Origin of the sequence: Burkholderia sp. MSMB617WGS, from assembly GCF_001532025.2 — a bacterium.
In the GTDB taxonomy this organism is placed as follows: Bacteria; Pseudomonadota; Gammaproteobacteria; order Burkholderiales; family Burkholderiaceae; genus Burkholderia; species Burkholderia savannae.
Genome location: NZ_CP013458.1, coordinates 537,084 through 561,730 on the forward strand (window position 1 = coordinate 537,084; position 24,647 = coordinate 561,730).

The 24,647-nt window shown below is 70.1% G+C and carries 22 protein-coding genes, 1 pseudogene and 1 riboswitch; of the genes and pseudogenes, 12 read left to right on the plus strand and 11 right to left on the minus strand.

Going from position 1 to position 24,647, the window contains the following annotated elements; translation table 11 throughout:
- Positions 1–4: 4 nt before the first annotated feature.
- From WT60_RS22500 to WT60_RS22515, 3 genes are all read left to right on the plus strand, one after another.
- Positions 5–1,027: a chemotaxis response regulator protein-glutamate methylesterase gene (locus tag WT60_RS22500; protein WP_060356295.1), complete on the plus strand. Its 1,023-nt coding sequence runs from the start codon at positions 5–7 to the stop codon at positions 1,025–1,027.
- Positions 1,028–1,409: 382 nt separating this feature from the next.
- Entirely contained in the window at positions 1,410–2,132 is a 723-nt protein-coding gene (locus WT60_RS22505) for a haloacid dehalogenase type II (protein WP_038751047.1), read from the plus strand.
- A gap of 146 nt (positions 2,133–2,278) precedes the next feature.
- Positions 2,279–2,345, plus strand: a riboswitch (Fluoride riboswitch).
- 83 nt (positions 2,346–2,428) lie between these two features.
- Positions 2,429–3,712: a voltage-gated chloride channel family protein gene (locus WT60_RS22515; protein WP_060356296.1), complete on the plus strand. Its 1,284-nt coding sequence runs from the start codon at positions 2,429–2,431 to the stop codon at positions 3,710–3,712.
- 106 nt (positions 3,713–3,818) lie between these two features.
- On the opposite strand, the gene WT60_RS22520 is transcribed toward WT60_RS22515, so the two are convergent.
- The 6 genes from WT60_RS22520 to WT60_RS22550 all read right to left on the minus strand — a co-directional run bounded on the left by WT60_RS22520 (position 3,819) and on the right by WT60_RS22550 (position 9,076).
- Positions 3,819–4,766 carry a CPBP family intramembrane glutamic endopeptidase gene (locus tag WT60_RS22520; RefSeq protein WP_059644535.1) on the minus strand — a complete coding sequence of 316 codons (948 nt, stop codon included), beginning with the start codon at positions 4,764–4,766 and terminating at the stop codon, positions 3,819–3,821.
- Between the two features lie 353 nt (positions 4,767–5,119).
- On the minus strand, positions 5,120–5,395 hold the full coding sequence (locus tag WT60_RS22525; protein WP_060356297.1) for a DUF4180 domain-containing protein: 276 nt from the start codon (positions 5,393–5,395) through the stop codon (positions 5,120–5,122).
- Between the two features lie 279 nt (positions 5,396–5,674).
- Positions 5,675–6,346, minus strand: coding sequence for a glycine zipper 2TM domain-containing protein (locus WT60_RS22530; protein ID WP_059671631.1), 672 nt, complete (start codon positions 6,344–6,346; stop codon positions 5,675–5,677).
- 15 nt (positions 6,347–6,361) lie between these two features.
- A complete protein-coding gene (locus WT60_RS22535) occupies positions 6,362–6,844 on the minus strand; it encodes a hypothetical protein (RefSeq protein WP_186448648.1) in 483 nt (160 codons plus the stop codon).
- On the minus strand, positions 6,804–7,844 hold the full coding sequence (trpS, locus tag WT60_RS22540; protein ID WP_038751052.1) for a tryptophan--tRNA ligase: 1,041 nt from the start codon (positions 7,842–7,844) through the stop codon (positions 6,804–6,806). Before trpS ends, WT60_RS22535 begins: the two co-directional genes overlap by 41 nt.
- Before the next feature lie 167 nt (positions 7,845–8,011).
- The gene (locus tag WT60_RS22550; RefSeq protein ID WP_060356298.1) at positions 8,012–9,076 is read right to left on the minus strand and encodes a GlxA family transcriptional regulator; all 1,065 of its coding nucleotides are present in this window, start codon (positions 9,074–9,076) and stop codon (positions 8,012–8,014) included.
- A gap of 87 nt (positions 9,077–9,163) precedes the next feature.
- Between WT60_RS22550 and WT60_RS22555 the strand changes: the two genes are divergently transcribed.
- Positions 9,164–9,862, plus strand: coding sequence for a DJ-1/PfpI family protein (locus tag WT60_RS22555; protein ID WP_059581126.1), 699 nt, complete (start codon positions 9,164–9,166; stop codon positions 9,860–9,862).
- Between the two features lie 367 nt (positions 9,863–10,229).
- Here WT60_RS22555 and WT60_RS22560 read toward each other — a convergent pair whose 3' ends face one another.
- Entirely contained in the window at positions 10,230–12,224 is a 1,995-nt protein-coding gene (locus tag WT60_RS22560; protein WP_059644546.1) for an ABC transporter ATP-binding protein, read from the minus strand.
- Positions 12,225–13,269: 1,045 nt separating this feature from the next.
- Between WT60_RS22560 and WT60_RS22575 the strand changes: the two genes are divergently transcribed.
- Positions 13,270–14,151 (plus strand): Dyp-type peroxidase, encoded by an 882-nt coding sequence (locus WT60_RS22575; RefSeq protein ID WP_038744348.1) that lies wholly within the window; start codon positions 13,270–13,272, stop codon positions 14,149–14,151.
- A gap of 59 nt (positions 14,152–14,210) precedes the next feature.
- On the opposite strand, the gene WT60_RS33905 is transcribed toward WT60_RS22575, so the two are convergent.
- Together WT60_RS33905 and WT60_RS34650 are read right to left on the minus strand one after the other, a co-directional pair.
- Positions 14,211–14,738: a hypothetical protein gene (locus WT60_RS33905; RefSeq protein ID WP_145986855.1), complete on the minus strand. Its 528-nt coding sequence runs from the start codon at positions 14,736–14,738 to the stop codon at positions 14,211–14,213.
- 38 nt (positions 14,739–14,776) lie between these two features.
- Positions 14,777–14,926: a hypothetical protein gene (locus WT60_RS34650; protein ID WP_156432572.1), complete on the minus strand. Its 150-nt coding sequence runs from the start codon at positions 14,924–14,926 to the stop codon at positions 14,777–14,779.
- Positions 14,927–15,033: 107 nt separating this feature from the next.
- Here WT60_RS34650 and WT60_RS22590 point away from each other — a divergent pair, with 107 nt between their 5' ends.
- A complete protein-coding gene (locus WT60_RS22590) occupies positions 15,034–16,260 on the plus strand; it encodes a DUF3472 domain-containing protein (RefSeq protein WP_052145000.1) in 1,227 nt (408 codons plus the stop codon).
- A gap of 485 nt (positions 16,261–16,745) precedes the next feature.
- On the opposite strand, the gene WT60_RS22595 is transcribed toward WT60_RS22590, so the two are convergent.
- Together WT60_RS22595 and WT60_RS22600 are read right to left on the minus strand one after the other, a co-directional pair.
- Complete coding sequence (locus WT60_RS22595) at positions 16,746–17,147, minus strand: OsmC family protein (RefSeq protein ID WP_059644556.1); 402 nt, start codon at positions 17,145–17,147, stop codon at positions 16,746–16,748.
- A gap of 90 nt (positions 17,148–17,237) precedes the next feature.
- On the minus strand, positions 17,238–18,164 hold the full coding sequence (locus WT60_RS22600) for a LysR family transcriptional regulator (RefSeq protein ID WP_059671651.1): 927 nt from the start codon (positions 18,162–18,164) through the stop codon (positions 17,238–17,240).
- A gap of 153 nt (positions 18,165–18,317) precedes the next feature.
- On the opposite strand from WT60_RS22600, the gene WT60_RS22605 reads away from it, so the two are divergent.
- From WT60_RS22605 to WT60_RS22635, 6 genes and pseudogenes are all read left to right on the plus strand, one after another.
- A complete protein-coding gene (locus WT60_RS22605) occupies positions 18,318–19,550 on the plus strand; it encodes an acyl-CoA dehydrogenase family protein (protein WP_038744327.1) in 1,233 nt (410 codons plus the stop codon).
- Positions 19,547–20,626, plus strand: a complete 1,080-nt coding sequence (locus WT60_RS22610; RefSeq protein ID WP_060356300.1) for a phosphotransferase family protein — start codon at positions 19,547–19,549, stop codon at positions 20,624–20,626. Before WT60_RS22605 ends, WT60_RS22610 begins: the two co-directional genes overlap by 4 nt.
- Positions 20,623–21,312: a histidine phosphatase family protein gene (locus tag WT60_RS22615; protein WP_038744337.1), complete on the plus strand. Its 690-nt coding sequence runs from the start codon at positions 20,623–20,625 to the stop codon at positions 21,310–21,312. The genes WT60_RS22610 and WT60_RS22615 overlap by 4 nt, the downstream gene beginning before the upstream one ends.
- Before the next feature lie 34 nt (positions 21,313–21,346).
- On the plus strand, positions 21,347–22,117 hold the full coding sequence (locus tag WT60_RS22620; RefSeq protein ID WP_038744322.1) for an SDR family oxidoreductase: 771 nt from the start codon (positions 21,347–21,349) through the stop codon (positions 22,115–22,117).
- A gap of 196 nt (positions 22,118–22,313) precedes the next feature.
- Entirely contained in the window at positions 22,314–23,105 is a 792-nt protein-coding gene (locus tag WT60_RS22625; RefSeq protein ID WP_060356301.1) for an SDR family oxidoreductase, read from the plus strand.
- A 77-nt stretch (positions 23,106–23,182) separates the two neighbouring features.
- Positions 23,183–24,345, plus strand: a pseudogene (locus tag WT60_RS22635) (NADP-dependent oxidoreductase).
- Positions 24,346–24,647: the final 302 nt, after the last annotated feature.

The following is a 24,647-nucleotide window of genomic DNA, read 5'->3' on the forward strand; positions in this document are numbered from 1 at the left end:
AGCCATGAACATCGGCATCGTCAACGACTTGCCGCTCGCCGTCGAGGCGTTGCGCCGCACGATCGCGCTGCGGCCCGAGCATCGCGTGCTGTGGGTCGCGACGGACGGCGCGCAGGCCGTCGATTTCTGCGTCGCGCAGCCGCCCGACCTCGTCTTGATGGATCTCGTGATGCCGAGAATCGACGGCGTGTCGGCGACGCGCAGCATCATGGCGCGCTCGCCGTGCGCGATCCTGATCGTCACCGCGAACGTCGGCGCGAATGCGTCGTACGTGTACGAGGCGATGGGCGAAGGCGCGCTCGACGCGGTCGACACGCCCACGCTCGAGCAGGGCGGCAGCGCCGATCCGTCGCAGCCGCTGCTCGCGAAGATCGACCAGATCGGCCGGCTGCTCGCGACGCGCACGCCGTCCGCCGCGCCGTCCGCCGCCGCGCCCGCGCCGCAGGGCGCGCTGCCGCCGCTCGTCGCGATCGGCGCGTCGGCGGGCGGGCCGACCGCGTTGACCGCGCTGCTGCGGCGGCTGCCGGAGGATTTCCCGGCGGCGATCGTGATCGTCCAGCACGTCGATCAGGCGTTCGCGATCGGGATGGCGCAATGGCTCGACGGCTACTCGCCGCTGCCGGTGCGCATCGCGCGGCAGGGCAGCGTGCCGCAGATGGGCGAGGTGCTGCTCGCGGCGACGAACGATCACCTGCATCTGACGCCGCGCGGGCTGCTCGGCTACACGCGGCGGCCGGAGGAGACGCCTTATCGGCCGTCGGTCGACGTGTTCTTTCACAGCATCGTCGAGCACTGGAAGGGCGGGGCGATCGGCGTGCTGCTGACGGGCATGGGACGCGACGGCGCGCTTGGCCTGAAGGCGATGCGCACGAAGGGGCATTACACGATCGCGCAGGACGAGGCGACGAGCGCCGTGTACGGCATGCCGAAGGCGGCCGCCGCGATCGGCGCGGCGACCGCCGTGCTGCCGCTCGACCGGATCGCCGATCAACTGATCTCGCTCGTTCCGCGCAGCAAGCATCGCTGACGCTGAGCGCGCGTTCGAAGCGTTCGAAGCGTTCGAAGCGTTCGATGTCTTCCCCGAGTTCCCCTTCGCACCGCGGATTCGGCTTCCAATTCGACATCGACATCGACTTCTGCCTCGATTGCGTCCTAGCGAAAGCGCGCGCGCTATTCGCCGATAATGTCGAGCGGCAGATGTGCGATTTTCCAGACGTGCAGGAGCGGCGGTCCGCGTTCGGCAGTTTGCGTTCGGCGGCCGCACGGGGCGGTTCTGCGTTCGTCGATCCCGCCCGCGCGGCCGGCCGCGGCACGAGCCGGCCGCGCGCGCACGGCCGACGAGCACCGCACGATTTCCCCGACGGGCCCGCTGCATCCTGAAACTTCATCCCACGACTCAGGAGAGCATCATGCAAGCGCTTGGCGTGAAGGCGTTGGTTTTCGACGTGTTCGGCACCGTGGTCGATTGGCGCGCGGGCATCATTCGCGACGCGGGCCCCTTTCTGGCGAAGTATGGCCGCGCGGGGGCCGATCCCGCGGCGTTCGCCGATGCGTGGCGCGCGAGCTATTCGCCCGCGATGGAGGAAGTGCGAAGCGGCCGGCGGCCGTTCACGCGGCTCGACGTGCTGCACCGGGAGAATCTCGAGGCGATCCTGCCCGCGTTCGGCGTCGATCGCGCGAGCGTGCCCGACACCGATCTCGACGAATTGAATCTCGCGTGGCACCGGCTCGATCCGTGGCCCGATTCGGTCGCGGGGCTCGCCCGGCTGAAGGCGCATTACATCATCGCGCCGCTGTCGAACGGCAACGTGATCCTGATGATCGACATGGCCAAGCGCGCCGGTCTGCCGTGGGACGCGATCCTCGGCGCCGAACTCGCGCAGGCGTACAAGCCGACGCCCGAAGCGTATCTGCGCACGGCCGACATCCTCGCGCTGCGGCCCGAGCAGGTGTGCCTCGTCGCCGCGCACAACGGCGATCTCGCGGCCGCGCGGCGCTGCGGCTACCGCAGCGCGTTCGTCGCGCGCCCGCGCGAGCACGGCCCCGCGCAGACGACGGATCTGCGCGCGGAGCAGGATTGGGACGTCGTCGCGGCGGATTTCGTCGAGCTCGCGCAGCGGCTCGGCGCGTGACGAGCGACGCGGCGCGCGGCCGGGCGACGGGCCGCGCGCCGTGCCTCGACCGGCCGCGCATGCGCTGAGGGCCGAGGGCGCGCGGCAACCGCCGCGCCGCGTTCGCCGCGACGGTTGCCGCGCGCGAGCCGCATCGCGTACAATCCGCGGCGACCGGAGATGGCATGCCTCCGTACAACCGCCGGCGAGCCGGCTGATGATGCCTACGCGTTCCTGGGTGCAGGAGGTCGTAGGCCATCCGTCAACAAGCGGCATCCTGCCGCCCGGGTTTGATGTCCTGTCGAATCTGGAAATCCATGAAACGTCTGCACACCCTCGAGCCCGTCGCGGCGCTCGCGCATCTGTGCCGCTGGCTCGCGCTGTCGGCCGTCGTCGGCGCGCTCGCCGGCTCGGCGTCCGCGTTCTTTCTCCGGGCGCTCGATCTCGCGACGGGCGCGCGCGTCGCGCATCCGTGGCTGCTGTGGCTCCTGCCCGTCGCGGGCTTCGCGACCGGCTGGGTCTATCATCGCGCCGGCCGGTCCGTCGAGCGCGGCAACAACCTGCTGATCGACGAGATCCACGATCCGCAGCGCATCGTGCCGAAGCGGATGGCGCCGCTCGTGCTCGCCGCGACCGTTCTCACGCATCTGTTCGGCGGCTCGGCGGGGCGCGAAGGCACCGCGGTGCAGATGGGCGGCGCGCTCGCCGATCGCGTCACGCAGCTTTTCGCACTCGGCCGCGACGACCGCCGGATCATGCTGATGGGCGGGATCGCCGCCGGCTTCGCATCGGTGTTCGGCACGCCGCTCGCGGGCGCGGTGTTCGGCCTCGAAGTGCTCGCGATCGGACGGCTGCGTTACGACGCGCTGCTCGCGTGCGTCGCGGCGTCGGTCGTCGCCGATGCCGTGTGCCGGATGTGGGGCATCCATCACACTGTCTATGCGGTGCCGTTCGTGCCCGCGTTGAGCGCGGCGGGCGCCGCGTCGGCGGTGGCGGCCGGCATCGCGTTCGGCATCGTCGGCCGGTTGTTCGCCGCGGCGACGCATGCGCTCGGCGCGCGCGCGAAGCGGTGGATCGCCTATGCGCCGTTGCGTCCCGTCGCGGGCGGCGCGCTCGTCGCGCTCGCGGCGACGCTCCTTCACACGCCGCAGTATCTCGGCCTCGGCATTCCGACGATCGAAGCCGCGTTTCGCGGGCCGCTGCCCGTCTACGATTTCGCGGGCAAGTTCGCGTTCACGGTCGTCACGCTCGCGTCGGGTTTCAAGGGCGGCGAAGTGACGCCGCTCTTCTACATCGGCGCGACGCTCGGCAACGCGCTGTCGCATCTGCTCGCGCTGCCCTTGCCCGTGCTCGCGGGGCTCGGCTTCGTCGCGGTGTTCGCCGGCGCGGCGAACACGCCGATCGCGTCGACGATCATGGCGATCGAACTGTTCGGCGCGCCGATCGGCGTGTATGCGGCGCTGGCCTGCGTCGTCGCGTATCTGTTCTCCGGGCAGGCGGGCATCTATCGCGCGCAGCGCGTCGGTCAAGCGAAGCTGCCGGGGCCGCGCGGCGACGCGAGCGTCGCGCAGCCGGCTGCGAAGGAGGCGGCGGCGAGGTGAGCGCGCGCCGCGGCGCGTGGGGACGGGGCGGCGCGTGCGTGACCTCTAAAGGCGCGTTGCAGCGCGCCGGCCGCGCGCCGATTGCGAATCGACCGCCGCAGGCGGCTCAGATCATCTGTCGGCGCTTGTGCGCGAGCGCCGGATCGTTCGACGCCGCGCGCGGCGGCAGGCGCCATGCGACGTATGCAAGCGCCGCGAGCGCCGGAAACACGAGCACGCTCGCCTCGGGGCCGACCGTGCCGCCGCTCAGCCAGACGGGGCCGATCGCGTGGCTCCTGAACAGCGTGTCGTGCGCGGTGAGCCCGCTGTCGGCCGCGCCGAACAGGAACGACTCGCTCCAGTCCCACATCGCATGCTCGCCGAGCGCCCACCACAGCGAGCCGGTGCGCCAGATCGCGACGCACGCGACGAGCCCGTACATCACGATGGGCACGATGCCCGCGATGTTCTCGTTGCGATTCGATACGTGCGACATGCCGAACGCGAGCGACGTGAGCGCCGCCGCGACGACGGGATGCGCGCGCTGCGCGAGCTTGAAGAACGGGTAGCCGCGAAACGCCACTTCCTCGGCGAGTGCGATGAGCGCGAACGCGGCCGCCCACGCGAGCGCCGATTCGAGCGCGGCCGCCCGGCTCGCGCCCGAGTATTCGATCGTCGCGCCGCCCGTCAGCACGAGCAGGCCCATGATCGCCGACACGGCGACGAGACTGCAGAGCGCGCCCCAGACGAAGTGCGACGCGCTGTGCGGCGCGCGCAGCCCGTAGTCGAGCCATGAGCGACGGTCGATGCGGCTCATCACGCGCGTCGCGATCAGCGATGCCGCGCACAGCGCGAGCTCGAACGGAATCTGGCCGGCCGCGCTCGACTCGATGTGCGGACGAAACGGATGGTGCGCGATGCGAGCCGCGTAGCCGAGCGCGAGCACGATCGCCACGACGATCGCCGCATACAGCAGCACGGCCCAGCCGGCTCGCAGGCCGTGGGCGCCGTACCAGATGCGTTTGAGTCGAGGCGATGACGGGGGCGGCCAGCCGGTTTTGTTCACATCTCCCATTTGCACGTCACTGGTTTTTCGATGGAAATGCTTACGAATTGCCTTCGCGTACGTCGCTCGGCCAGGTCTCGGAATGCGGCGCGTACCGGGCCGAATGGTACATCCGGCGCGAGGAAATGTGGTGTCGCGGATTGTGGAGAATGGTCGCGATGTGTCGCGCGATGCGCGGCGGGGCCTCGCGCGGGTTCAGCGAGCGGTTTCAGCGCGTGCGTCCGGGGCGGGCGGCGATGCGTCGGGTGCGCCGCAACGCCGTTCGCATCGCCTCGCGCTGGGCGCCGCACGGGATCGACGCGCCGATTCGGGTTCGCGATCCGTGCGGTTCGGCGCGCGCGCGACGCGATGGCTCCGCGCGCTCAGTGCGCGCCGGCGGCGCGGCTGCGCTCGGGCAGCCGTTGCGCGAGCGCGCCGACATCTGCGGCGAACCAGAACGTATCGCCGCGATTTGTTTCGTGCACGAGTTCGCGCAACGCGCGGCCGCGCGCGAGCGCCGCGTCGATGTCGCCGACGGCGGCGAGCCTCGCGCGATAGTGGATCGGCTTCCGCGCGAGGTGTCCGGCGACGCGCGTGACGAGGCCAAGGAAGTCGATGTACGCCTGCTCGCGAAGACGAGGAAGGCGAAAGGGACGCAAGGATGCGTCGGCTCGTGCAGTCCGGCGCATGCCGCGAATCGTCGAACGATCACGCGGCCGGACGTTCGAGACGGGCTTCGCGACGCCGCATAAAAAAACGACGGGAGCCGGGCGGCCGTAATCGTCGAACGATCACGCGGCCGGACGTTCGAGGCGGGCTTCGCGACGCCGCATAAAAAAACGACGGGAGCCGGGCGGCCGTAACGGCCGGCCCCGAGCTTTCCGTCGCTTTGCTCATGCGCCGCGTACGCGGCCGCCGCCGCTGTCGGGCGGCGCGATTCAATACCGTGAAATCTGATTGCCGTCGATGCGCACGCGATCGCCCGGGCGCAGATCGCCCGGCGTCTGCAGGTCGAACGAGCGCATCGAGCCGTCGCTCAATTGCACGTCGACGCGATAGGCGCTCGGCTGCGCGCCCATCTGCTGGCCGATCTGGTTGCCCGCGACCGCGCCGCCGAGCGCGCCGATGACCGTCGCGGCGTCGCGGCCATGGCCGCGGCCGATCTGGTTGCCGAGCACGCCGCCGACGAGCGCGCCGACGACCGTGCCCGCGACGCCCGACGGGCCGATCGCGCCGCCGATCGGGCGGATTCCGGCGATCGTGCCGTACTGGGTCGAGTAGCCGGGCTGATAGCCCTGCTGATAGCCGGATTGATAGCCGGGCTGCGCGTAGCCTTGCTGCGGATAACCGGGCTGCGAGTAATCAGGCTGTGCAGGCTGTGAGTAATCGGGCTGCGCGTACGACGGTTGCGAGTACGACGGCTGCGCATACGACGGCTGCGAATAGACGGGCGCGCCGTACTGCGGCTGCGAACCATACGGTCCGTACGCACCCGGCGCGACGCATGCGCTCAGCGACAGCGCGGCCGTCGCGGCGAGCGACGCGAGCAGAGCAGTCTTCGTGAAAGCCGGGCGCTGCGTTGCCGTCTTTCGGATGGGCTTCGTGTTCATGGTAGCGGGTGGTTGCTATTGCACGGCGGCAGTATAGGGAATGCCGTCATCGTTGGATGAGCGCCGCGCGTAACAGTGTGTAAAGTCTGTAGCCGCGCGGTCGGCGCGTGCGGAAATCCCGTCCTGGACGGCTGTTTTCGGGCCGGTGAAACGATTCGTCCGAGGAAACGGCGCGTTGTCGAGCGCGTGCGTCGAGCGATCCGACCGACACGCTCGAACGGCACACGCCAAGCGATGCCGCCATGCAGCGATACCCAGACGCTCCAGCGTCCCGGTGCTGCGGCGAAACGTCGAAACGGTGAATCGATGAATCGATGAATCGATGAAACGATGAAACGATGAAACGGTGAAACGATGAAACGATGAAACGATGAAACGGTGAAACGGTGAAACGGTGAAACGGGCGAAAAGGCGAAAAGGCGAAAAGGCGCAACGTCGCTCCGCGCCGACGCGCGCGTCACCCGACGAACCGCCGGTACGAAAACGCGCCCAGCGCATCGCGCACGTCGTCGAGCGTGCGTTGCGTGACGTCGTTCGCGCGCGCGGTGCCTTCCTTCAGCACGTCGACGACGTAGCCCGGCTCGCGCGCGAGCTGCGCGCGCCGTTCGCGGATCGGCGCGATCAGCGCCTGCAGCTTGTCTTCGAGGCGGCGCTTGAGCGTCATGTCGCCGAGCCCGCCCGCGCGATACGCGGCCTTCAGCCGCTCGACTTCGTCCGGCTCGTCGTCGAACGCGTCGAGATACGTGAACACGACGTTGCCTTCGACCGTGCCCGGATCGGACACGCGCAAGTGGTTCGGATCGGTGTACATCCGCTTGACCGCATCGGCGATCGCAGCCGGCGGCGACGACAGCGCAATCGCGTTGCCCTGCGATTTGCTCATCTTCGCCCGGCCGTCGACGCCCGGCAGCCGCCCCGTCGACGAGATCAGCGCGCTCGCCTCGGGCAGCACGTCGACGCCCGCCTGCCGGTTGATGCGCCGGACGATCTCGTTCGTCTGCTCGATGAGCGGCAGCTGATCGTCGCCGACGGGCACCGTGTCGGCCTTGAACGCGGTGATGTCGGCCGCCTGCGCGACCGGGTAGCAGAGAAAGCCCGCGGGAATGTCGCGGCCGAAGCCGCGCGCGTGGATCTCGTCCTTGATCGTCGGATTGCGCTCCAGACGCGCGACGGTGACGAAGTTCAGATAGAAGAGCGTCAGCTCGGCGAGCGCGGGCAGCCCCGATTGCACGGCGATCGTGCTCCTGCGCGGATCGATGCCGACGGCCAGATAGTCGAGCGCGACCTCGATCACGTTGCGGCGGACCTTGTCGGGATCGTGCGCGTTGTCGGTCAGCGCCTGCGTGTCGGCGACGAGGATGAACTGCCGGTGGGTGTCCTGCAGCGCGATGCGCGTCTTCAGCGAGCCGACGTAATGGCCGAGGTGCAGCGGGCCGGTCGGGCGGTCGCCCGTCAGCGCGATCGGCGCTCGTGCCGGGATCGAGATGTCGTCTTGCATGAACGGTTTCTCCGGGAAGAACCGCCGCAATCCGGGCCGAGCTGGGGCGCGATCGACGCAATGCCGGCCGGATGCGGCGGCATGGTCGTGAACGGGATGTGACTATGCCGCTGCGTCAGGCGCGGCGCCAGCAGTGCGAGAGGGGAGGAAGCTGCGTGGACATGCGGCTAGGGTCGCACATTTTCGGTTCTCGCGCCATGCGGCGCGAACCGCTCGCGGTACGCCCGCGGCGTCACGCCGAGCATGCGCAGGAAGCTGCGCCGCATCGTTTCCTCGCAACCGAACCCGCAGTGCGCGGCGATGCGCTTGATCGGCAGCGGCCCGCCGGCCAGCAGATTGCGCGCCGCCTCGACGCGCATCTGCTCGATCGCGCGCGCGGGCGTCTTGCCGGTCGCCTCGCGATAGCGGCGCATGAAGCTGCGCTCGCTCATGCCGGCGCGCGCGGCGAGCGCCGCGACCGACAGATCCGCGCCCGGATTCGCGGCCGCCCACGCGTGCAGTTCGCTGAAGCCGCCGCCTTCATGCTGCAGCGTCAGCGCCGTGCTGAATTGCGCCTGGCCGCCCGGCCGCTTCAGGAACACGACGAGATGCCGCGCGACGTCGAGCGCGAGCGCGCGGCCGAGATCGTTCTCGACGAGCGCGAGCGCCAGATCGATGCCGGCCGTGACGCCCGCCGACGTCCAGACGTTGCCGTCGCGTACGAAAATGGGATCGGGGTCGACGCGCACGCCGGGGTAGCGCCGCGCGAGTTCTTCGCAGCGCGACCAGTGCGTGACGGCGCGGCGGCCGTCGAGCAGCCCCGCCGCCGCGAGCACGAACGCGCCCGAGCACACCGACGCGACGCGCCGCGTCCGGGCCGCGCGGCGGCGCACCCAGTCGACGAGCCGCGGATCGCGCGTCGCGTCGTGGACGCCCCAGCCGCCCGCGACGATCAGCGTGTCGGACGGCTCGCGCGCGGCGGGCAGCGGCGCGGCGAAGAACGCAAGCCCCGCCGACGACGCCACCGAACGCGCGTTCGCGGCGACGACGCGCGGCGCGTACGGAATCGCGAGGCCGCGTTGCGCCGCGAAGTCGTTCGCGGTCGAGAACACCTGGAGCGGCCCGGCGACGTCGAGCAACTGCACGTCGTCGAAGGCGAGCACGTGTACGGCGCGGCGCGCGGCGGCGGGCGCGGGCACGGGTATGAGCGGCTCGGCTGGCGGGATTCGTGGGGACTTTGGCATATCCGCCATACGGTACTTGCGTACAGTCGGTTTGTCCACGACGCCGGCGCGGGCGCGCGGCGCGGTGCGACAACCGCGAAAAGGAGGAGGTGAGGAATGGCCATCGAAGTGGGATTACTGCTGTTTCCGCAGGTGCAGCAACTCGACCTGACCGGGCCGCACGACGTGTTCGCGTCGCTGCCGGGCGTCACGGCGCGGCTCGTCTGGAAAACGCGCGAGCCGGTTGCGGCGAGCAGCGGGCTCGCGCTCGCGCCGGACGCGACGTTCGACGACTGTCCGCCGCTCGACGTGATCTGCGTGCCGGGCGGCATGGGCGTCGCCGATCTGATGGAGGACGCGGACACGCTCGCGTTCATCCGCCGGCAGGCGGCGCACGCGCGCTACGTGAGCTCGGTGTGCACGGGCGCGCTCGTGCTCGGCGCGGCGGGGCTGCTGCGCGGCCGGCGCGCGACGACGCACTGGGCGTTCCATTCGCTGCTCGCGCCGCTCGGCGCGATTCCGGTGCGCGAGCGCGTCGTGCGCGACGGCAACCTCGTGACGGGCGGCGGCGTGACGGCGGGGATCGATTTCGCGCTGACGCTCGCGGCGGAACTCGTCGGCGAGGACGTTGCGCAGGCCGTGCAATTGCAACTCGAATACGCGCCGGCGCCGCCGTTCGACGCGGGCGATCCGGACACCGCGCCGGCGCGGATCGTCGAGCGCGTGCGCGAGCGGTCGAAGCCGGTGCTCGCGCGGCGCGAGCAGGTGGTCGCGCGCGTGGCGGCGGCGCTGGAGCGCGGCCGGGCGGAGCGTTGACGCGTATGGTCCGTTGACGGACGGGGGCGCGAGCCGGAGATAGCGGAGCGCGGCGGCGCGGGGCGCGGGCGGATGCCGCCGGATCGCGGGGCGGCGCTCGCGCGGACAGCGTGCGCTTCGAAGCGACGCCGCGCTGCGTGGCTCCGCTCCGTTCGTCGCGATTCGATCGAATCGCGTTTGACCGCGTGGATCGAACGCCGCGACGCTGCGCGCCGTTCACGCGGGGCGTGCGTGCGGGGCGTCGCGATTGCGCGTGATGTGCGCGCGTCGCGTGAAGCGCATCGCGCGAGCGCGACGCAAGACGAAGCGACGCAAGACGGTCGGCGCGCTCGCGCGCGCCCGTGCCTTGCCTTCGTCGCGCCCGCGGCTACTTCTCGACAGCGACCGCCGAATCGTCGATCCGCCCGTCGCCGTCGTCGGGCGCGCGATGCGCGCGCCGCGCGTCGTGTCCGTCGAGCACGCCGGGCTTGTCGCGTTCGCCGCGCTCGTTGCGCTCGTCGCGTCCGTCATGCTCGTCGCTCAGCCACTCGGCGGCGTCGCCGCCCGTCTGCTCGATCAGGCCCTTCGCGAGCTCGAGCGCCTGCCGCTCGAACAGCCGCCGGTAGACGCCGCCTTCGAGCCGGATCAGCTCGTCGTGGCTGCCTTCCTCGATCACGCGCCCCTTGTCGAGCACGATCAGCCGATCGAGCGCGCGCACCGTCGACAGCCGGTGCGCGACGACGAGCGTCGTGCGTCCGACCATCAGCCGCTCCATCGCCTGCTGGATCAGCACCTCGCTTTCGCTATCGAGGCTCGACGTCGCTTCGTCGAGGATCAGCACCGGCGCGTCGGCGAGGAACGCGCGCGCGATCGCCACGCGTTGCCGCTCGCCGCCCGACAGCTTGATCCCGCGTTCGCCGACGAGCGTGTCGTAGCCCTGCGGCAGCTCGGCGATGAACTCGTGCGCGCTCGCGAGCCGCGCGGCGCGCTCGATCTCGCCGCGCGTCGCGCCGGGTCGCGCATACGCGATGTTCTCGGCGAGCGTGCGGTGGAACAGCAGCGGCTCCTGCTGGACGATCGCGATCTGGCTGCGCAGCGAAGCCTGCGTGACGTCGGCGATGTTCTGCCCGTCGATCGCGATGCGCCCGCCGTCGACGTCGTACAGCCGCTGAATCAGCTTGATGAACGACGTCTTGCCCGAGCCCGAATGCCCGACGAGCCCGATTCGCTCGCCCGGCGCGATCCGGATCGAGAAATCGTCGTACAGCGGCTTCGCATGCGCGCCGCTGTAGCCGAACGTCACGTGCTCGAAGCGGATCTCGCCGTGCGCGATCGAGATCGGCTTCGCGCCCGGCTTGTCGTCGATGCCGAGCGGCTGCCGCTCGAGCGACACGAGCTCCTCCATGTCGTTGACGGAGCGCTGCAGGTTGCGGATGTGCATCCCGATGTCGCGCAGATAGCCTTGCAGCACGAGGAACGTCGTGAGCGCGAACGCGATGTCGCCGACGCTCGCGCGATCGTGCGCCCACAGCCACAGCGCCGCGCCGAGGATCGCCGCCTGCATCGCGACGAGCATCGCGCCCTGCACGCCGCCGTTCAGCGTGCCGCGCCGCCACGCGCGGCGGGTGCGCGCGCGCCACTTCGACACGACGCCGTCGAGCCGCGCCTCTTCGCGGGTCTCCGCGCCGAACGCCTTGACGACCGGGTTGCAGCTCACCGCGTCGGCGAGCGCGCCGCCCATACGCGTGTCCCACAGGTTGCCGAGCCGCGCGGCGGGCGCGACGAAGCGCAGCGACATCGTGACCGTCACCGCGATGAACACGACGGAGCCGCCGCCGACCACCGCGCCCATCACCGGCCAGTGCGAGCCGAGCAGCAGCGTCGCGCCCGCGAGCATCACGACGGACGGCAGCAGCGCGACGAGCAGCGTGTCGTTGAGCAGGTCGATCGCCCACATGCCGCGCGTGATCTTGCGCACGGTCGAGCCGGCGAAGCTGTTCGCGTGCCAGTCGGTCGAAAAGCGCTGCACGCGATGGAACGCGTTCGCCGCGATCTGGCTCATCATCTCGAGCGTCAGCACGATGATGTTGCGGAACGCCGCCTGCCGCAGCAGCGTGCACGCGAGCCCGATGCCGATCAGCATGCCGAACGCGTGTAGCGCGCGGCTCCATGCGAGCGCCTTGTCCGCGGCGGTGACGCCGTGCGACAGCGCGTCGACGAGGCGTCCCGCGAAGAGCGGCGTCAACACGTCGCCGAGCGCGGTGGCGAGCGCGAAGAACGCGATGGCGGCGATGCGCGCGGGTTGCGCGCGCCAGTGCCGGAAGGTGAACGCGAGCACGTCGGTAAACGCTCGTCCACCCGGATGGGTTGTTTTTTGGGCCATTTGTCGGGGCCCGGTCGCTCGTGGCGAACGGGACTTGTCGATTGTTGTTCGAAACGAAAGCCGGACGCATGCCGCTGCGCGTCAGCGCGCGAAGCGAAGGCGGGGAACTGTCCGGAAGCTGTGCGGGCTGGATAGCGGCCCGCGAAGACGACGACTTAGAACGCGCGTCGTGGAACTGCCGTCGGGGAGGTGACATGCATTCGCGACATCTGGCACCTCCTTCGAACGTTGGGTGAGTGGAGTGAAAGCGAGCGGAGTTCAACTCGTGAAGCGATTCTAGCGGCCGTTTCGCATTGCTGCAATGTCAGACGAATGGATGTTGCCGATTCGATACGGGGCGATGCGCGGCGATGCGGCTCGCCGCGTTCGATTGGGGGCGGAGGGAGTCGGTTGGCATCGGGACTCGACGTGCGCCGCGATTGCCACGCGCGGGCGTACGGGCGTATGGGCGTATGCGTGTGGCGCTATGCGCCCGGCGCGCCCGCGCCCGGCGGGCCGAAGCGGTTCACGCGGACGTGTACGCGCGCGCGTGCGCGTACACGTCCGCGGCGCGCGAAGCTGTCACGGCGTGCATGTCGCCGATGCGGAAGTCGCGGGCGGGATGCGTCCGCTGATATGTCCCGGGCGGGTGCGTCGGTTTGGCCTTGCGCGCGGCCGGACATGCTTCGAGCGCGTGTATTGCGACCGTGGCTCCCCGTTCCGGGGGGGCCGCGGCGAACGCATGTGCTCGGGACGACGCGTTCCCGACCGGGACGGCGCGAACGGACGCACGCCGAGCGGGCGCGTCCCAGACGGGCGCGTCCCAAACATGCAGCCCCGAACGCGTCTCTCCCAGAAGGGCCGCTCCCGAACGGGCATGTCCCGAACGGGGACGTCCCGAACGGGCACGTCCCGAACGGGCACGTCCCGAACGGGCATGTCCCGGACTGGCATGTCCCGAACGGGCACTTCCCAAGCAGGCACGTCCCAAGCAGGCGCGTCCCGACGTTATGGGACAATCCGGCGTCCCCCACCCTGTAGAACCGAACACTGCATCGAGGAAACGATGAGCGATTTTCAGCAAGGCATTCTGGCTCCGATTCCGGCGGCGAGCCGCTACCTGTCCTTCCGGATCACGCATCCGGAGCGTGCGGCGAGCGCGCTCGCCGCGTTGCGCGACGCCATTGACGGCGTCGACACGGTGATCGGCATCGGGCCGTCGCTCGTGCAGGCGCTCGACAAGAAGATCGACGGCCTGAAGGAGTTTCCCGAGCTGTCGGTGCCGGGCGCGCCGGTGCCGTCGACGCCCGCGGCGCTCTGGGTCTGGCTGCGCGCCGACGATCTCGGCGCGGCCACCGTGCGCTCGCGCGAGATCGAGCAGCTCGTCGCGCCCGCGTTCGAGCTCGACTGCGCCGCGAACGCGTTCCGCTACGCGGACGACCGCGACCTGTCCGGCTACGAGGACGGCACCGAGAACCCGGAAGGCGACGAGGCGATCGAAACCGCGTTCGTGTCCGGCAAGGGCGCGGGCTTCGACGGCGCGAGCTTCGTCGCGGTCCAGCAATGGGTGCACGACTTCGGCAAGATGCGCGAGATCCCGGGCGACGAAATGGACCGGATCATCGGCCGCCGCAAGGACGACAACGAAGAACTCGAAGACGCGCCCGCGTACGCGCACGTGAAGCGCACCGAGCAGGAGAGCTTCAAGCCGGAGGCGAAGGTGCTGCGGCGCTCGTCGCCGTGGGCGGACGAGCGCCGCGCCGGCTTGTATTTCGTCGCATTCGGACATTCGTTCCGCGCGTTCGAGGTGCAGATGCGCCGGATGATCGGCGCGACCGACGGCGTGCACGACGGCCTGTTCCGCTTCACGCAGCCGATCACCGGCTCGTTCTTCTGGTGTCCGCCCGTCAAGGGCGGCAAGCTCGATCTGTCGGCGCTCGGGCTGTAACGCGGTCGCGCGGCGTCGCCGCACGGGCATCCGTGCGGCCAGCGCGTGCAGCGAATCCGTCAATTCGCGTGCGTGACGGCGGACCGTTCCACGTCGCCGCGTTGCGCGCCCGAATCTTCCGTCAGGGCTTGCGCAGAAACGCCGGGCTCGCGATCGGCCGCGCCGGCGCCGGCGCCGTGCCGCTCGCATCGCTCGCCGCTGTGCCGTGGGCCTTGTCTCCCGAATCCGAAGGCTTGGGTTTGCACGGCCGCATCGTCGACGCGCGCGCTCAGGCGGGCTGCACGCCGCAGGTCTCGCAGCGTGCGATCCGGAGGGACACCACCGTGAGTCTCGTCGGCGCGGGGCTCGGCGTATCGCCGGTTCCCGCATCCCCGCGCGAGGATCGGCGCAAGACGGTCGTTTATCGCGACATCGACGCGCCCGGCACGCCGGGTTTCGTACGAACCGGCATCGGCGCGGCGTCGCGGCGATCGTTCCCCGTCACTCGAAGCATTCCGGGAATCGGCGTTCGGGGCATCCGGTCGACGGATTTCGAATGCGATCGAGGCTGATTCGCGCTGCCGGCGAATACCGACGCGAATGCGCAATCAATCGGCAGCCTGATGTTTAATCGGCGGCAATCGATTCATCGGAACGGACGTTTTTCGAACGGCTTCGATTTCCTGTCGGCAGCGCCGCTTCGTTCGGGCGAAGTGAGCAGTGTCGCGCGTTGCGAGCCGCCGGACGGGCCGATGAAAAGCGCGGCGCCGATTTTCACGGAGTCGGCTTCGATCATTTAAACAAGTAGATAACATATTAAATATTAAAAGAAATTGATTATCCCGTTGGATATGGTCGGTTATTTTCATCGGGCGAGTGAGCGTCGCTTATAGTGCACGACGCATGTCCGCCAATCGAAACATCCGTACGAGGAGGATCGAATTGAAATTCAAGTGCATCGCAGCAACCGTCCTGGCCGTGGCGGCCGTCGACGCGACGGCCGCCGGCGCCTGCCTGAACGGCTCCGTGATCGCTTCGTCGACGAGCGCGCCGCTCGTCGCGAGACAAGGCTCGGCGTTCTCGTCGACGCTCTACGATCCGGCGATCACGTCGAACAACCGCACGCACAACCCCGTCATGCTGACGGTGAAGGTGACGAACAAGGGCCAGCCGGTTTCCGGCTGCGACGTCGCGTGGCAGCCGCGGGGCGCAGGCAGTGCGTCGGGCTGGCTCTTTCCGGTGAACGCGTCGACCGGCGCGGACGGGGTCGCGTCCGCGTGGTGGATCGCCGGCAGCGGCGGCGCGCAAACGGCGGTGGCGAGCATCCGCAGGTTCGACGGCACGGCGCAGAGCGTCGCGATCGGCGGCTCGGCGCAGCCGCACCGAACGCGCGCGAACTCCGTCCATCTGAACTACCAGCAGGCGAGCGGCTGGACCGCGTTCAGCGTCGACGTGACGCCCGAAGCGCTCGCGCCGACCACCTATTGGGAAGCGATCGGCTGGCCGGGCGCTTACACCGGCATCCAGTCGGTCGACGGCAAGCAGAACGGCCTGGTCCTGTTTTCAGTGTGGGACGCGAACGGCAAGTCGCCGCAGATCATCGCGAAGGGGCCGGGCGTCAGCTGCACGCAGTTCGGCGGCGAAGGCACCGGCTACAAGTGCTCGAAGAGCCATGCGCCCGTCGCGGGCCGGACATATCGCTTCATGGCGTCGATCGCGCCCGTCGCCGGCCAGAACCAGACCGACTATTCGGTGTGGTTCACGGACACGTCGACCAACGTGCGCGAGCTGATCGCGACGCTGCGCTATCAGAAGAGCCTGCAGTCGGCGAATTTCGCGAACAGCTTCGTCGAGGATTGGGCGACGCAAGGCGCGTCGTGTCTCGACGCGACGCAGCGGGCCGGACAGTACGGCAACGTATGGGCGTTCGACAGGGTGGCCGGGCGGTGGGTCGCGGTCAAGAAGGCGACGACGTCGGCCGTCTACACGCCCGATCACAACGAGATCTGCTCGAACTATCAGTTCTCGGTGGTCAACGGCAACTTCCGGATGAGCACGGGCGGCTACGCGGTGGGGCAGCCGCACAATCTGCCGGGCGGGCCGAAGTCGATTCTGCTGACGCTGCCTTGACCCTCGGGCGCGTCGCGCCCGTTCGGCGGCGTGGGGCGTGACGCGTCGTCTGGCCCCGCCTCGCCGCTTGGTTGCATGCCGCCCGGTTGCATCGTCGCTCGCGGTTCGGGCGGTCGGTGCGACGGCCGGGCGCGGTGCCGCCGCCGGTTCGGTTCTGGCGGGCGAGCTTACGTGCGGCTGCCGAGAGGTCGGCGCCGGTGACTGAAGCGGCGCTGCCGCCACCGCCGCCACCACCGCGGATGCGAAGCGCGCACGCGCGAGAGCCTGCAACGCGCATCCATCGAACGGGCGGGCCCGATTTGTCCCGCATCGCCGCCGCTAAGCGATCGAGGCGCGTCACCGCGTCGCCCGACGCCTGACGCCTGACGCCCGACACGGCACGGTGCGGCGCAACGCGGCACGCACAACGCGGCACGCACGAGGCCGCCGCGTGTCGCAGCGCAACGCGGCACGTCGCGCCGCCCTACGCCGCGCCGCCGCATCCGTCACTTCAACGTCGTCTCGATCCGCGTCCCGCGCTTGATGAACAGCGTGACGGGCGTCTTCTCGGCGATTTCCGCGAGCCGTTTGCGCTGCGCATCATCGAGCGCGCCGTCGACCGCGATCGTGCGCCGCACGTACTGCGCGCCCTCGCGGTCGACGTGCAGTTCGGCGCGCGCGGCGAGGCGCGCGGCCGGCCATTCCTTGCGCTGCATGTACATCCGCAGCGTCGCGACCGTGCACGCGGCGAGCCCCGACAGCACGAGCTCGTACGGCGCGGGCCCGACGTTGCCGCCGCCCTCGTGCTCGTTTTCGTCGCCTTGCAGGCGATGCTTGCCGGCTTCGAGATCGACGACGTAGTTCGGCGCGTCGAGCGCCATTTCGGCTGAGGCGTGAATGAGCGGCATCGCGTGTCCTCGAGGTAAAGGGAAGGAGCGGCCGGCATGCCGGCCCCGATTCACGAGCATAAACGGCTTCGCGCCCGCGTGCAGCGGCCGTCATGCGCCCGCGGGATGCGTCGACGCCGCGCGCACGGCATCGATCACGCGCTCGCGGAGCCACTGGTGCGCGCGGTCGAGCTCGCGCGATTCGTGCCAGTACGCGAGGATCGGATAGGGCTTGAGCCGCAGCGGCAGCGGCTGGACCGCGATCGGCAGGAGCCGCGTCATGCGTAGCGCGTACGAGCGCGGCAGCGTCAGCAGCAGATCGCCCGACGCCGCGATCTGGCACGCGGCGAAATAGTGCTGGCAGACGAGCTGGATGCGGCGGAAGCGGCCGTCGGCGCCGAGCAGCACGTCGAGCGTGTGCGGTTCGCCGAGCGGCGACACCGTCACGTGCCGCGCGGCGAAATAGTCGGCTCGGCGCAGCGGCGCGCCCGCGAGCGGATGATCGCGCCGCATCGCGACGACGAGCGTGTCGTCGACCACGTTTTCGCCGACGATCCGGGGCCCCGCGGGCACCCGGCGCTCGATCGCGAGATCGAGGTTGCCGCTGCCGAGCTCGCGCTCGATGTCGGCGACGGGCACGCGGCGGCTCACGAGCCGCACGCCGGGCGCGTCGCGCGCGAGCGACGCGACGAGCTGCGGCAGCGCGATCGATTCGAGCACGTCGCGCACGCCGACGACGAAGCCGAGGTCGAGCGCGTCCGGGCTGAGGCGCGTCTGAGCGCGCGCCGCGTCCTGCAGCCCCTTCAGATGCAGCTGGACGTCGGCGATCACCGCGCGCGTGCGCTCGGTCGGCACGACCTTGTTGCCCTGCCGCACGAAGAGCGGATCGCCGAAGTGCGCGCGCAGCCGGTTCAGCGCGTGCGTGACGGCCGGCTGCGTCAGGTGCAGCGCGCGCGCGGCGGCGCTGATGCCGCCTTGCACGTAGACCGCGTCGAGCACGCGGAACAGGTTCAGGTCGAGTCGGTGGTCGGGCGGCATCGGCATGTCGGGGATTCGGCGTTCCGGGAAGGCTCGCGCGATCGCGCAAGCCCATCAGTGAAGTCTATGTCCTTGCATAATAAATATTCATTTCATCGATTGTCGAGGATCGCGTACGCTCGTCTTCATTCGAACCGACCACACGGAGACGCCATGGATTTCTCCCCTTCGGCCCGCAGCCGCGAACTGAGCGAGCGCATCGCGGGCTTCATGCGCGACGAGATCGCGCCCGTCGAGGCGCGCTATGTCGAGCAATCGACGGGCGGCGCCGACTGGCGCCTCTGGCGCCAGCCCGACGTGATGGAAACGCTGAAGGCGAAGGCGCGCGCGGCCGGCCTGTGGAACCTGTTCCTGCCGCAGGCCGAGCACGGCGGCGCGGGGCTGTCGAACGCGGAGTACGCGCCGCTCGCCGAACTGATGGGGCACTCGTTCATCGCGCCCGAAGCGTTCAACTGCAACGCGCCCGACACCGGCAACATGGAGGTGCTCGCGCGCTACGGCTCGCCCGAGCAGCGCCGCCGCTGGCTCGAGCCGCTCCTCGCGGGCGAGATTCGCTCGGCGTTCTGCATGACGGAGCCGGAGGTCGCGTCGTCGGACGCGACGAACATGCGGGCCACCGCGGCGATCGACGGCGACGAAGTCGTGCTGAACGGCCGCAAGTGGTGGTCGACGGGCATCGGCCATCCGCTCGCGCGCGTCGTGATCTTCATGGGGCTCACCGATCCGCAGGCGGAGCCGCACCGCCGGCACACGATGGTGCTGTGCCCGCTCGACGCGCCCGGCGTGAAGATCGAACGGATGCTGCCCGTGTTCAATGCGTACGACGAGCCGTCGGGCCACGGCGAAGTCAGCTTCACGAACGTGCGGCTGCCCGCGTCGAACGTGATCCTCGGGCCGGGGCGCGGTTTCGAGATCGCGCAAGGCCGGCTCGGGCCGGGCCGTATCCACCATTGCATGCGCGCGCTCGGCGCGGCGGAGAAGGCGCTCACGCTGCTGTGCGCGCGCGCGACGACGCGCACCGCGTTCGGCAAGCCGCTCGTCAAGCTCGGCGGCAACGGCGACGTCGTCGCGAACCTGCGGATGTCGATCGAGCAGGCGCGCCTCCTGACGCTGAAGGCCGCGTGGACGATCGACACGCAGGGCGTGAAGGCGGCGCTGTCGCTGATCTCGCAGATCAAGGTGGTCGTGCCGGCGGTCGCGCAGCAGGCGGCCGACGCGGCGATCCAGATCCACGGCGGCGCGGGCCTGTCGAACGACTTTCCGCTCGCGGCGCTCTATGCGTACGCGCGCGTGCTGCGGATCGCGGACGGGCCGGACGAGGTGCATCGCGCGGTCGTCGCGAAGCTCGAGGTGAAGCGGCAGCTCGCCGCGGCGGAGGCGGCATGAGCGTGCGCCTCGACGATGCGCGCGACGTGCGCGACGAAGACCGGCTCGACGCGGCGAAGCTCGACGCGTGCCTGAAGTCGCGGATCGACGGCTTGACGGGCGAGCCGAGCATCCGGCAGTTCCACGGCGGCGCGTCGAACCTGACCTACCTGATCGGCTATGGCGATCGCGAGCTGGTGCTGCGGCGGCCGCCCGCGGGCGCGAAGGCGGGCACCGCGCACGACATGCTGCGCGAGGCGGCGGTGATGGCGGCGCTCAAGCCGGACTACCGCTACGTGCCCGCGATCCTTGCGCGCTGCGACGACACCGCGGTGATCGGCAGCGAGTTCTACGTGATGGAGCGCATCGCCGGCGTGATCCTGCGGCGCGAACTGCCCGCCGGGCTGAACCTCGATCGCGACGGCGTGCGCAAGCTGTGCGAGAGCTTCGTCGATCGGCTGATCGAGCTGCACGCGATCGACGCGTCGCGCGCCGAAATCGCGGCGCTCGGCAAGGGCGAGGGCTACGTCGCGCGGCAGTTGAGCGGCTGGGGCGAGCGCTGGCGCAAGGCGCTCACCGACGGCGCGAACCCGTGCGACGACGTGCTCGCGTGGCTCGAGCGCAACCGCCCGGCGAGCGAGCGCCGCATCTGCGTGATTCACAACGACTATCGCTTCGACAACGTCGTGCTCGATCCGGCCGACCCGTTGTCGATCGTCGGCGTGCTCGACTGGGAGATGGCGACGCTAGGCGATCCGCTGATGGATCTCGGCGGCTCGCTCGCGTACTGGGTGCAGGCCGACGACGATCCCGCGTTCGTCGCGATGCGCCGCCAGCCGACGCACGCGCAAGGGATGATGACGCGCCGCGAGGTGGTCGACTATTACGGCGCGCGCACGGGCATCGACGTCGGCGGCTTCGAGTTCTACGAAGTGTTCGGCCTGTTCCGGCTGATGGTGATCGCGCAGCAGATCTACCGGCGCTTCGTGCTCGGCCATACGACGAACGAGCAGTTCGCGGGCTTCGGCGCGGCCGTGCGCTATCTCGGCGAGCGGTGCCGGCGCGTGATCGCGGCGGCGGCCGGGAGTGCGCGATGAGCGAGCTGTTCCTGATCCGCCACGCGCAGGCGAGCTTCGATGCGGCCGATTACGATTGCCTGTCGCCGCTCGGCGACGAGCAGTCGGCGCGGCTCGGCGCGTGGATGGCGCGCGGCGCGCGGCGGCCCGGGCTGATCGCGACGGGCACGCTGCGCCGCCACGCGCAGACGGCCGACGGCTGCGCGCGCGCGGCGGGCGTCGACGCGCCGCGACTCGCGCTCGCGGGCCTCGACGAGCTCGACTCGGACGAGTTGATCGCGCGTCATCGGCCCGAGCTTGCTTCGCGCGACGCGCTGCTGCGCGCGATGGGGGCGCAAGCCGATCCGCGCCGCGCGTTCCAGGCGCTGTTCGCGGCGGCCGTCGCGCGCTGGACGGGCGGCGCGCACGACGGCGACTACGTCTGCCCGTGGCCCGAATTCCGCGCGCGCACGCTCGCGGCGTGGGACGCGCTCGCGCGGCAGCCGGCGCGCGAGATCTGGGCGTTCACGTCGGGCGGGCCGATCGGCGTGATCGTCGCGACGCTTCTCGGCGTGCCCGTCGAGCGCAGCTTCGAGCTCGCGTGGCCGCTCGTCAACACGAGCGTGAGCCGAATCAGGATCGGCCGCGGCGGCGCGCGCGTGACGACGTACAACGGCTGGCCGCACCTCGACGGCGCGGACGACGAGCGGCTCGTCACGCATCGCTGATTTCCTCCCCCTTCATCGACTCAGGATATTCTCCATGACCGCATCCAACCTGTTCGATCTGTCCGGCAAGATCGCCGTCGTCACGGGCGCGAGCCGCGGCATCGGCGCGGACGCCGCGAGGCTGCTCGGCGCGTTCGGCGCGCACGTCGTCGTCACGAGCCGGCGCATCGACGATTGCCGCACGATCGCGAACGAGATCGTCGAGGCCGGCGGCTCGGCCGAGGCGGCCGCGTGCCACATCGGCGAGCTCGACCAGATCGACGCGCTGTTCGCCGCGCTCGAAGACAAGCACGGGCGGCTCGACGTGCTCGTCAACAACGCGGCGGCGAATCCGTACTACGGGCCGATCGTCGACACCGACCCCGGCGCGTTCCAGAAGACCGTCGACGTGAACATCCGCGGCTACTTCTTCATGTCGAGCCGCGGCGCGAAGCTGATGGGCAAGGGCGGCGGCGGATCGATCGTCAACGTCGCGTCGGTGAACGGCGTGGTTCCCGGCTACTGGCAGGGCATCTACTCGATCACGAAGGCGGCGGTGATCTCGATGACGAAGGCGTTCGCGATCGAATGCGCGGCGAGCGGCGTGCGGTGCAACGCGCTGCTGCCGGGCCTCACCGACACGAAATTCGCGTCGGCGCTGACGCAGGCGCCCGACGTGCTGAAGCAGGTGCTCGCGCACGTGCCGATGCGGCGCGCCGCGCAGCCGTCGGAGATGGCGGGCGCGGTGTTGTATCTTGCGTCGGCGGCGTCGAGCTACACGACGGGCGCGGTGCTCAACGTCGACGGCGGGTATTTGTCCGTCTGACGGTTGGCGCTCGGCGTACGCATGCCGCACCGGATGCCGTACGCTGCTGACGGCGGCGCCGATTGCGATTGCAGCCGCGTTCACGGCGACGCGTGGGGTGCGCGACGCATCATGTATCACGCATTCCGCATGCGCGCGATCGCGCATGCGACGAGCGAATAGCGAATAGCGAATAGCGAAACGACTGGGAGTGTTCATGACGAAGAACTTGGCGCCGCGTCTTGCCGGCAAGCGGGCGTTCATCACCGGCGCGGCGGGCGGCCTTGGGCGCGCGATCGCGCGGCGAATGGCCGAGCAGGGGGCGAAAGTGTTCCTGACCGACATCGTCGACGCGGCGGTGCTCGACGCATTCGCGGCGCAGCTGAACGAAGCGGCGGACGAGCGCGTCGCGTGGGCGGCCGTGCAGGACGTCGCCGACGAAGTGCAGTGGGCGTCGCGGCTTTCGCAGGCGAACGACGCGATGGGCGGATTGTCGGTGCTGGTGCACAACGCGGGCGTCGGCTCGTTCGGCGCGGTCGGGCAGATTCGGCTCGACGAATGGCGGCGCGTGATGGCGATCAACGTCGAGAGCATCGTGCTCGGCACGAAGCATGCGCTGCCGTATCTGGAGGCGGGCGCGCCCGCGTCGATCGTCAACATCTCGTCGGTCGCCGCGTTCAAGCACGAGCCTGACTACACAGCGTACAACGCGTCGAAGGCGGCGGTCGCTTCGCTGACGAAATCCATCGCGGTGGATTGCGCGCGCCGGCAGACCGAGGTGCGCTGCAACTCGATCCATCCGTCGTTCATCATGACGGGCATCGTCGCGCCGATCGTCCAGCAAGTCGGCGAGAAGGAGGCGGCGCGCAAGCTCGCGCGCGGCGTGCCGATGCGCCGGCTCGGCGAGCCGGACGACGTCGCGCATGCGGCCGTCTATCTCGCGTCCGACGAGAGCCGCTACGTGACGGGCGCGGAGCTCGTGATCGACGGCGGAATGTGCGCGGTTTGACGTGGCATGCGCATGCCGGCGATGGTCTTTATGCGCAGCCGCCGGCGCGTTCGAATCATGCGCGGCGACGTGATTGCATCGTTGCGGATCGCGCATCGCGCATCGCGCATCGCGCATCGCGCATCGCGCATCGCGCATCGCGCGCATGCGACAGCGGTATGCGCGCCGAGTTCGCCAACGCGGCGTACGCCGCATCTTTCCACTCATCCTGAAGGTGACGCCCATGTCCAACCCCGTCAATCGCCAACTGCGCCTGAAGGCGCGCCCCGACGGACGCGTCGGCCAGGAGCACTTCACGCTCGTCGAAGCGCCGTTGCCCGAGCTCGGGCCGGGTGAGATGCTCGTGCGCGTGCTGTATCTGTCGATGGACCCGACCAATCGCGTGTGGATGAGCGACATCCCGCAATACCTGCCGCCCGTCGCGATCGGCGACGTGATGCGCGCGCTCGGCATCGGGCGCGTCGTCGCGTCGAATGCGCCGGGGTTCGCCGAGGGCGATCTGGTGCAGGGGCTCGTCGGCTGGCAGGACTACGCGCACGTGCGCGCCGACGAAGCCGCGCAGTACACGAAGCTGCCCGCCGCGCTCGGCCTGCCGCTGCCGCGCCTGCTCGGCGCGTGCGGGATGAGCGGGCTCACCGCGTACTACGGGATGACCGAGATCGCGCCGGTGCAGCCGGGCGAGACGCTCGTCGTGTCGGCCGCGGCGGGCTCGGTCGGCTCCGTCGCCGGGCAGATCGGCAAGATTCACGGCGCGCGCGTCGTCGGCATCGCGGGCGGCGCGGACAAGTGCCGCTATCTGACCGAGGAGCTCGGCTTCGACGCGGCCGTCGACTACAAGGCCGACGGCTGGAAGCGCGCGCTGAAGGATGCGACGCCCGACGGTGTGCACGTGAACTTCGAGAACGTCGGCGGCGAGATCATGCGCGCGGTGCTGTCGCGGATGGCGATCGGCGGGCGCGTCGCGCTGTGCGGCGTGATCGCGAACTACAACAGCGGCCGCCCGTCCGACGACGTCAGCGTGCTGATCGCGAAGCGGCTGACGATGCGCGGCTTCCTGATTCTCGATTACCGCAAGAGCCGCGAGGCGGTCGCGACGCTCGCCGGCTGGCTGCGCGACGGCAGGCTGAAAGCGGAGGAGACCGTCGTCGACGGACTGAGCAACGCGCCCGACGTGCTGAATCGGCTGTTCGACGGCAGCCATCGCGGCAAGCTCGTGTTGCGGGTCGATCCGCAGGCTTGATAGCGTCGTCGCGTCGCGTCGCGTCGCGCTGCGTTGCGTTGCGTTGCGTCGTGCCGACGGGCGCTCGGTTGATCGGGCGGCGCTCGCGCGCCGTGCGCTTTTTTCGGGTCGCGCTGCGTTCGGCGACGGCGCGCGCCGAACACGTCTATTCGTCGATATCACGAAGGGCGGCTCGACCGCACGCGTACGTCGAGACAAAAAGACGCCACGGCGGCTTGCCGTGGCGTGGGAATTCCAGTCAGGGGGGGAGGGTTGACTGGGTCTAGCCGCTCTGGCGCGCCGTGCGTCCGGAAACGACACGG

What these genes read in the sequence shown, in the direction of transcription:
- WT60_RS22550 (WP_060356298.1), bottom strand. Translation starts at nt 9,076, where the DNA reads ATGGCGGATATGCCAAAGTCCCCACGAATCCCGCCAGCCGAGCCGCTC.
- WT60_RS22505 (WP_038751047.1), top strand. Translation starts at nt 1,410, where the DNA reads ATGCAAGCGCTTGGCGTGAAGGCGTTGGTTTTCGACGTGTTCGGCACC.
- WT60_RS22595 (WP_059644556.1), bottom strand. Translation starts at nt 17,147, where the DNA reads ATGCCGCTCATTCACGCCTCAGCCGAAATGGCGCTCGACGCGCCGAAC.
- WT60_RS22590 (WP_052145000.1), top strand. Translation starts at nt 15,034, where the DNA reads ATGTCCGCCAATCGAAACATCCGTACGAGGAGGATCGAATTGAAATTC.
- WT60_RS22600 (WP_059671651.1), bottom strand. Translation starts at nt 18,164, where the DNA reads ATGCCGCCCGACCACCGACTCGACCTGAACCTGTTCCGCGTGCTCGAC.
- WT60_RS22530 (WP_059671631.1), bottom strand. Translation starts at nt 6,346, where the DNA reads ATGAACACGAAGCCCATCCGAAAGACGGCAACGCAGCGCCCGGCTTTC.
- WT60_RS22610 (WP_060356300.1), top strand. Translation starts at nt 19,547, where the DNA reads ATGAGCGTGCGCCTCGACGATGCGCGCGACGTGCGCGACGAAGACCGG.
- WT60_RS22500 (WP_060356295.1), top strand. Translation starts at nt 5, where the DNA reads ATGAACATCGGCATCGTCAACGACTTGCCGCTCGCCGTCGAGGCGTTG.
- WT60_RS22615 (WP_038744337.1), top strand. Translation starts at nt 20,623, where the DNA reads ATGAGCGAGCTGTTCCTGATCCGCCACGCGCAGGCGAGCTTCGATGCG.
- WT60_RS22560 (WP_059644546.1), bottom strand. Translation starts at nt 12,224, where the DNA reads ATGGCCCAAAAAACAACCCATCCGGGTGGACGAGCGTTTACCGACGTG.
- WT60_RS22535 (WP_186448648.1), bottom strand. Translation starts at nt 6,844, where the DNA reads ATGCGCTGGGCGCGTTTTCGTACCGGCGGTTCGTCGGGTGACGCGCGC.
- WT60_RS22625 (WP_060356301.1), top strand. Translation starts at nt 22,314, where the DNA reads ATGACGAAGAACTTGGCGCCGCGTCTTGCCGGCAAGCGGGCGTTCATC.
- WT60_RS22575 (WP_038744348.1), top strand. Translation starts at nt 13,270, where the DNA reads ATGAGCGATTTTCAGCAAGGCATTCTGGCTCCGATTCCGGCGGCGAGC.
- WT60_RS34650 (WP_156432572.1), bottom strand. Translation starts at nt 14,926, where the DNA reads ATGATCGAAGCCGACTCCGTGAAAATCGGCGCCGCGCTTTTCATCGGC.
- WT60_RS22520 (WP_059644535.1), bottom strand. Translation starts at nt 4,766, where the DNA reads ATGGGAGATGTGAACAAAACCGGCTGGCCGCCCCCGTCATCGCCTCGA.
- WT60_RS22605 (WP_038744327.1), top strand. Translation starts at nt 18,318, where the DNA reads ATGGATTTCTCCCCTTCGGCCCGCAGCCGCGAACTGAGCGAGCGCATC.
- trpS (WP_038751052.1), bottom strand. Translation starts at nt 7,844, where the DNA reads ATGCAAGACGACATCTCGATCCCGGCACGAGCGCCGATCGCGCTGACG.
- WT60_RS22555 (WP_059581126.1), top strand. Translation starts at nt 9,164, where the DNA reads ATGGCCATCGAAGTGGGATTACTGCTGTTTCCGCAGGTGCAGCAACTC.
- WT60_RS22515 (WP_060356296.1), top strand. Translation starts at nt 2,429, where the DNA reads ATGAAACGTCTGCACACCCTCGAGCCCGTCGCGGCGCTCGCGCATCTG.
- WT60_RS22620 (WP_038744322.1), top strand. Translation starts at nt 21,347, where the DNA reads ATGACCGCATCCAACCTGTTCGATCTGTCCGGCAAGATCGCCGTCGTC.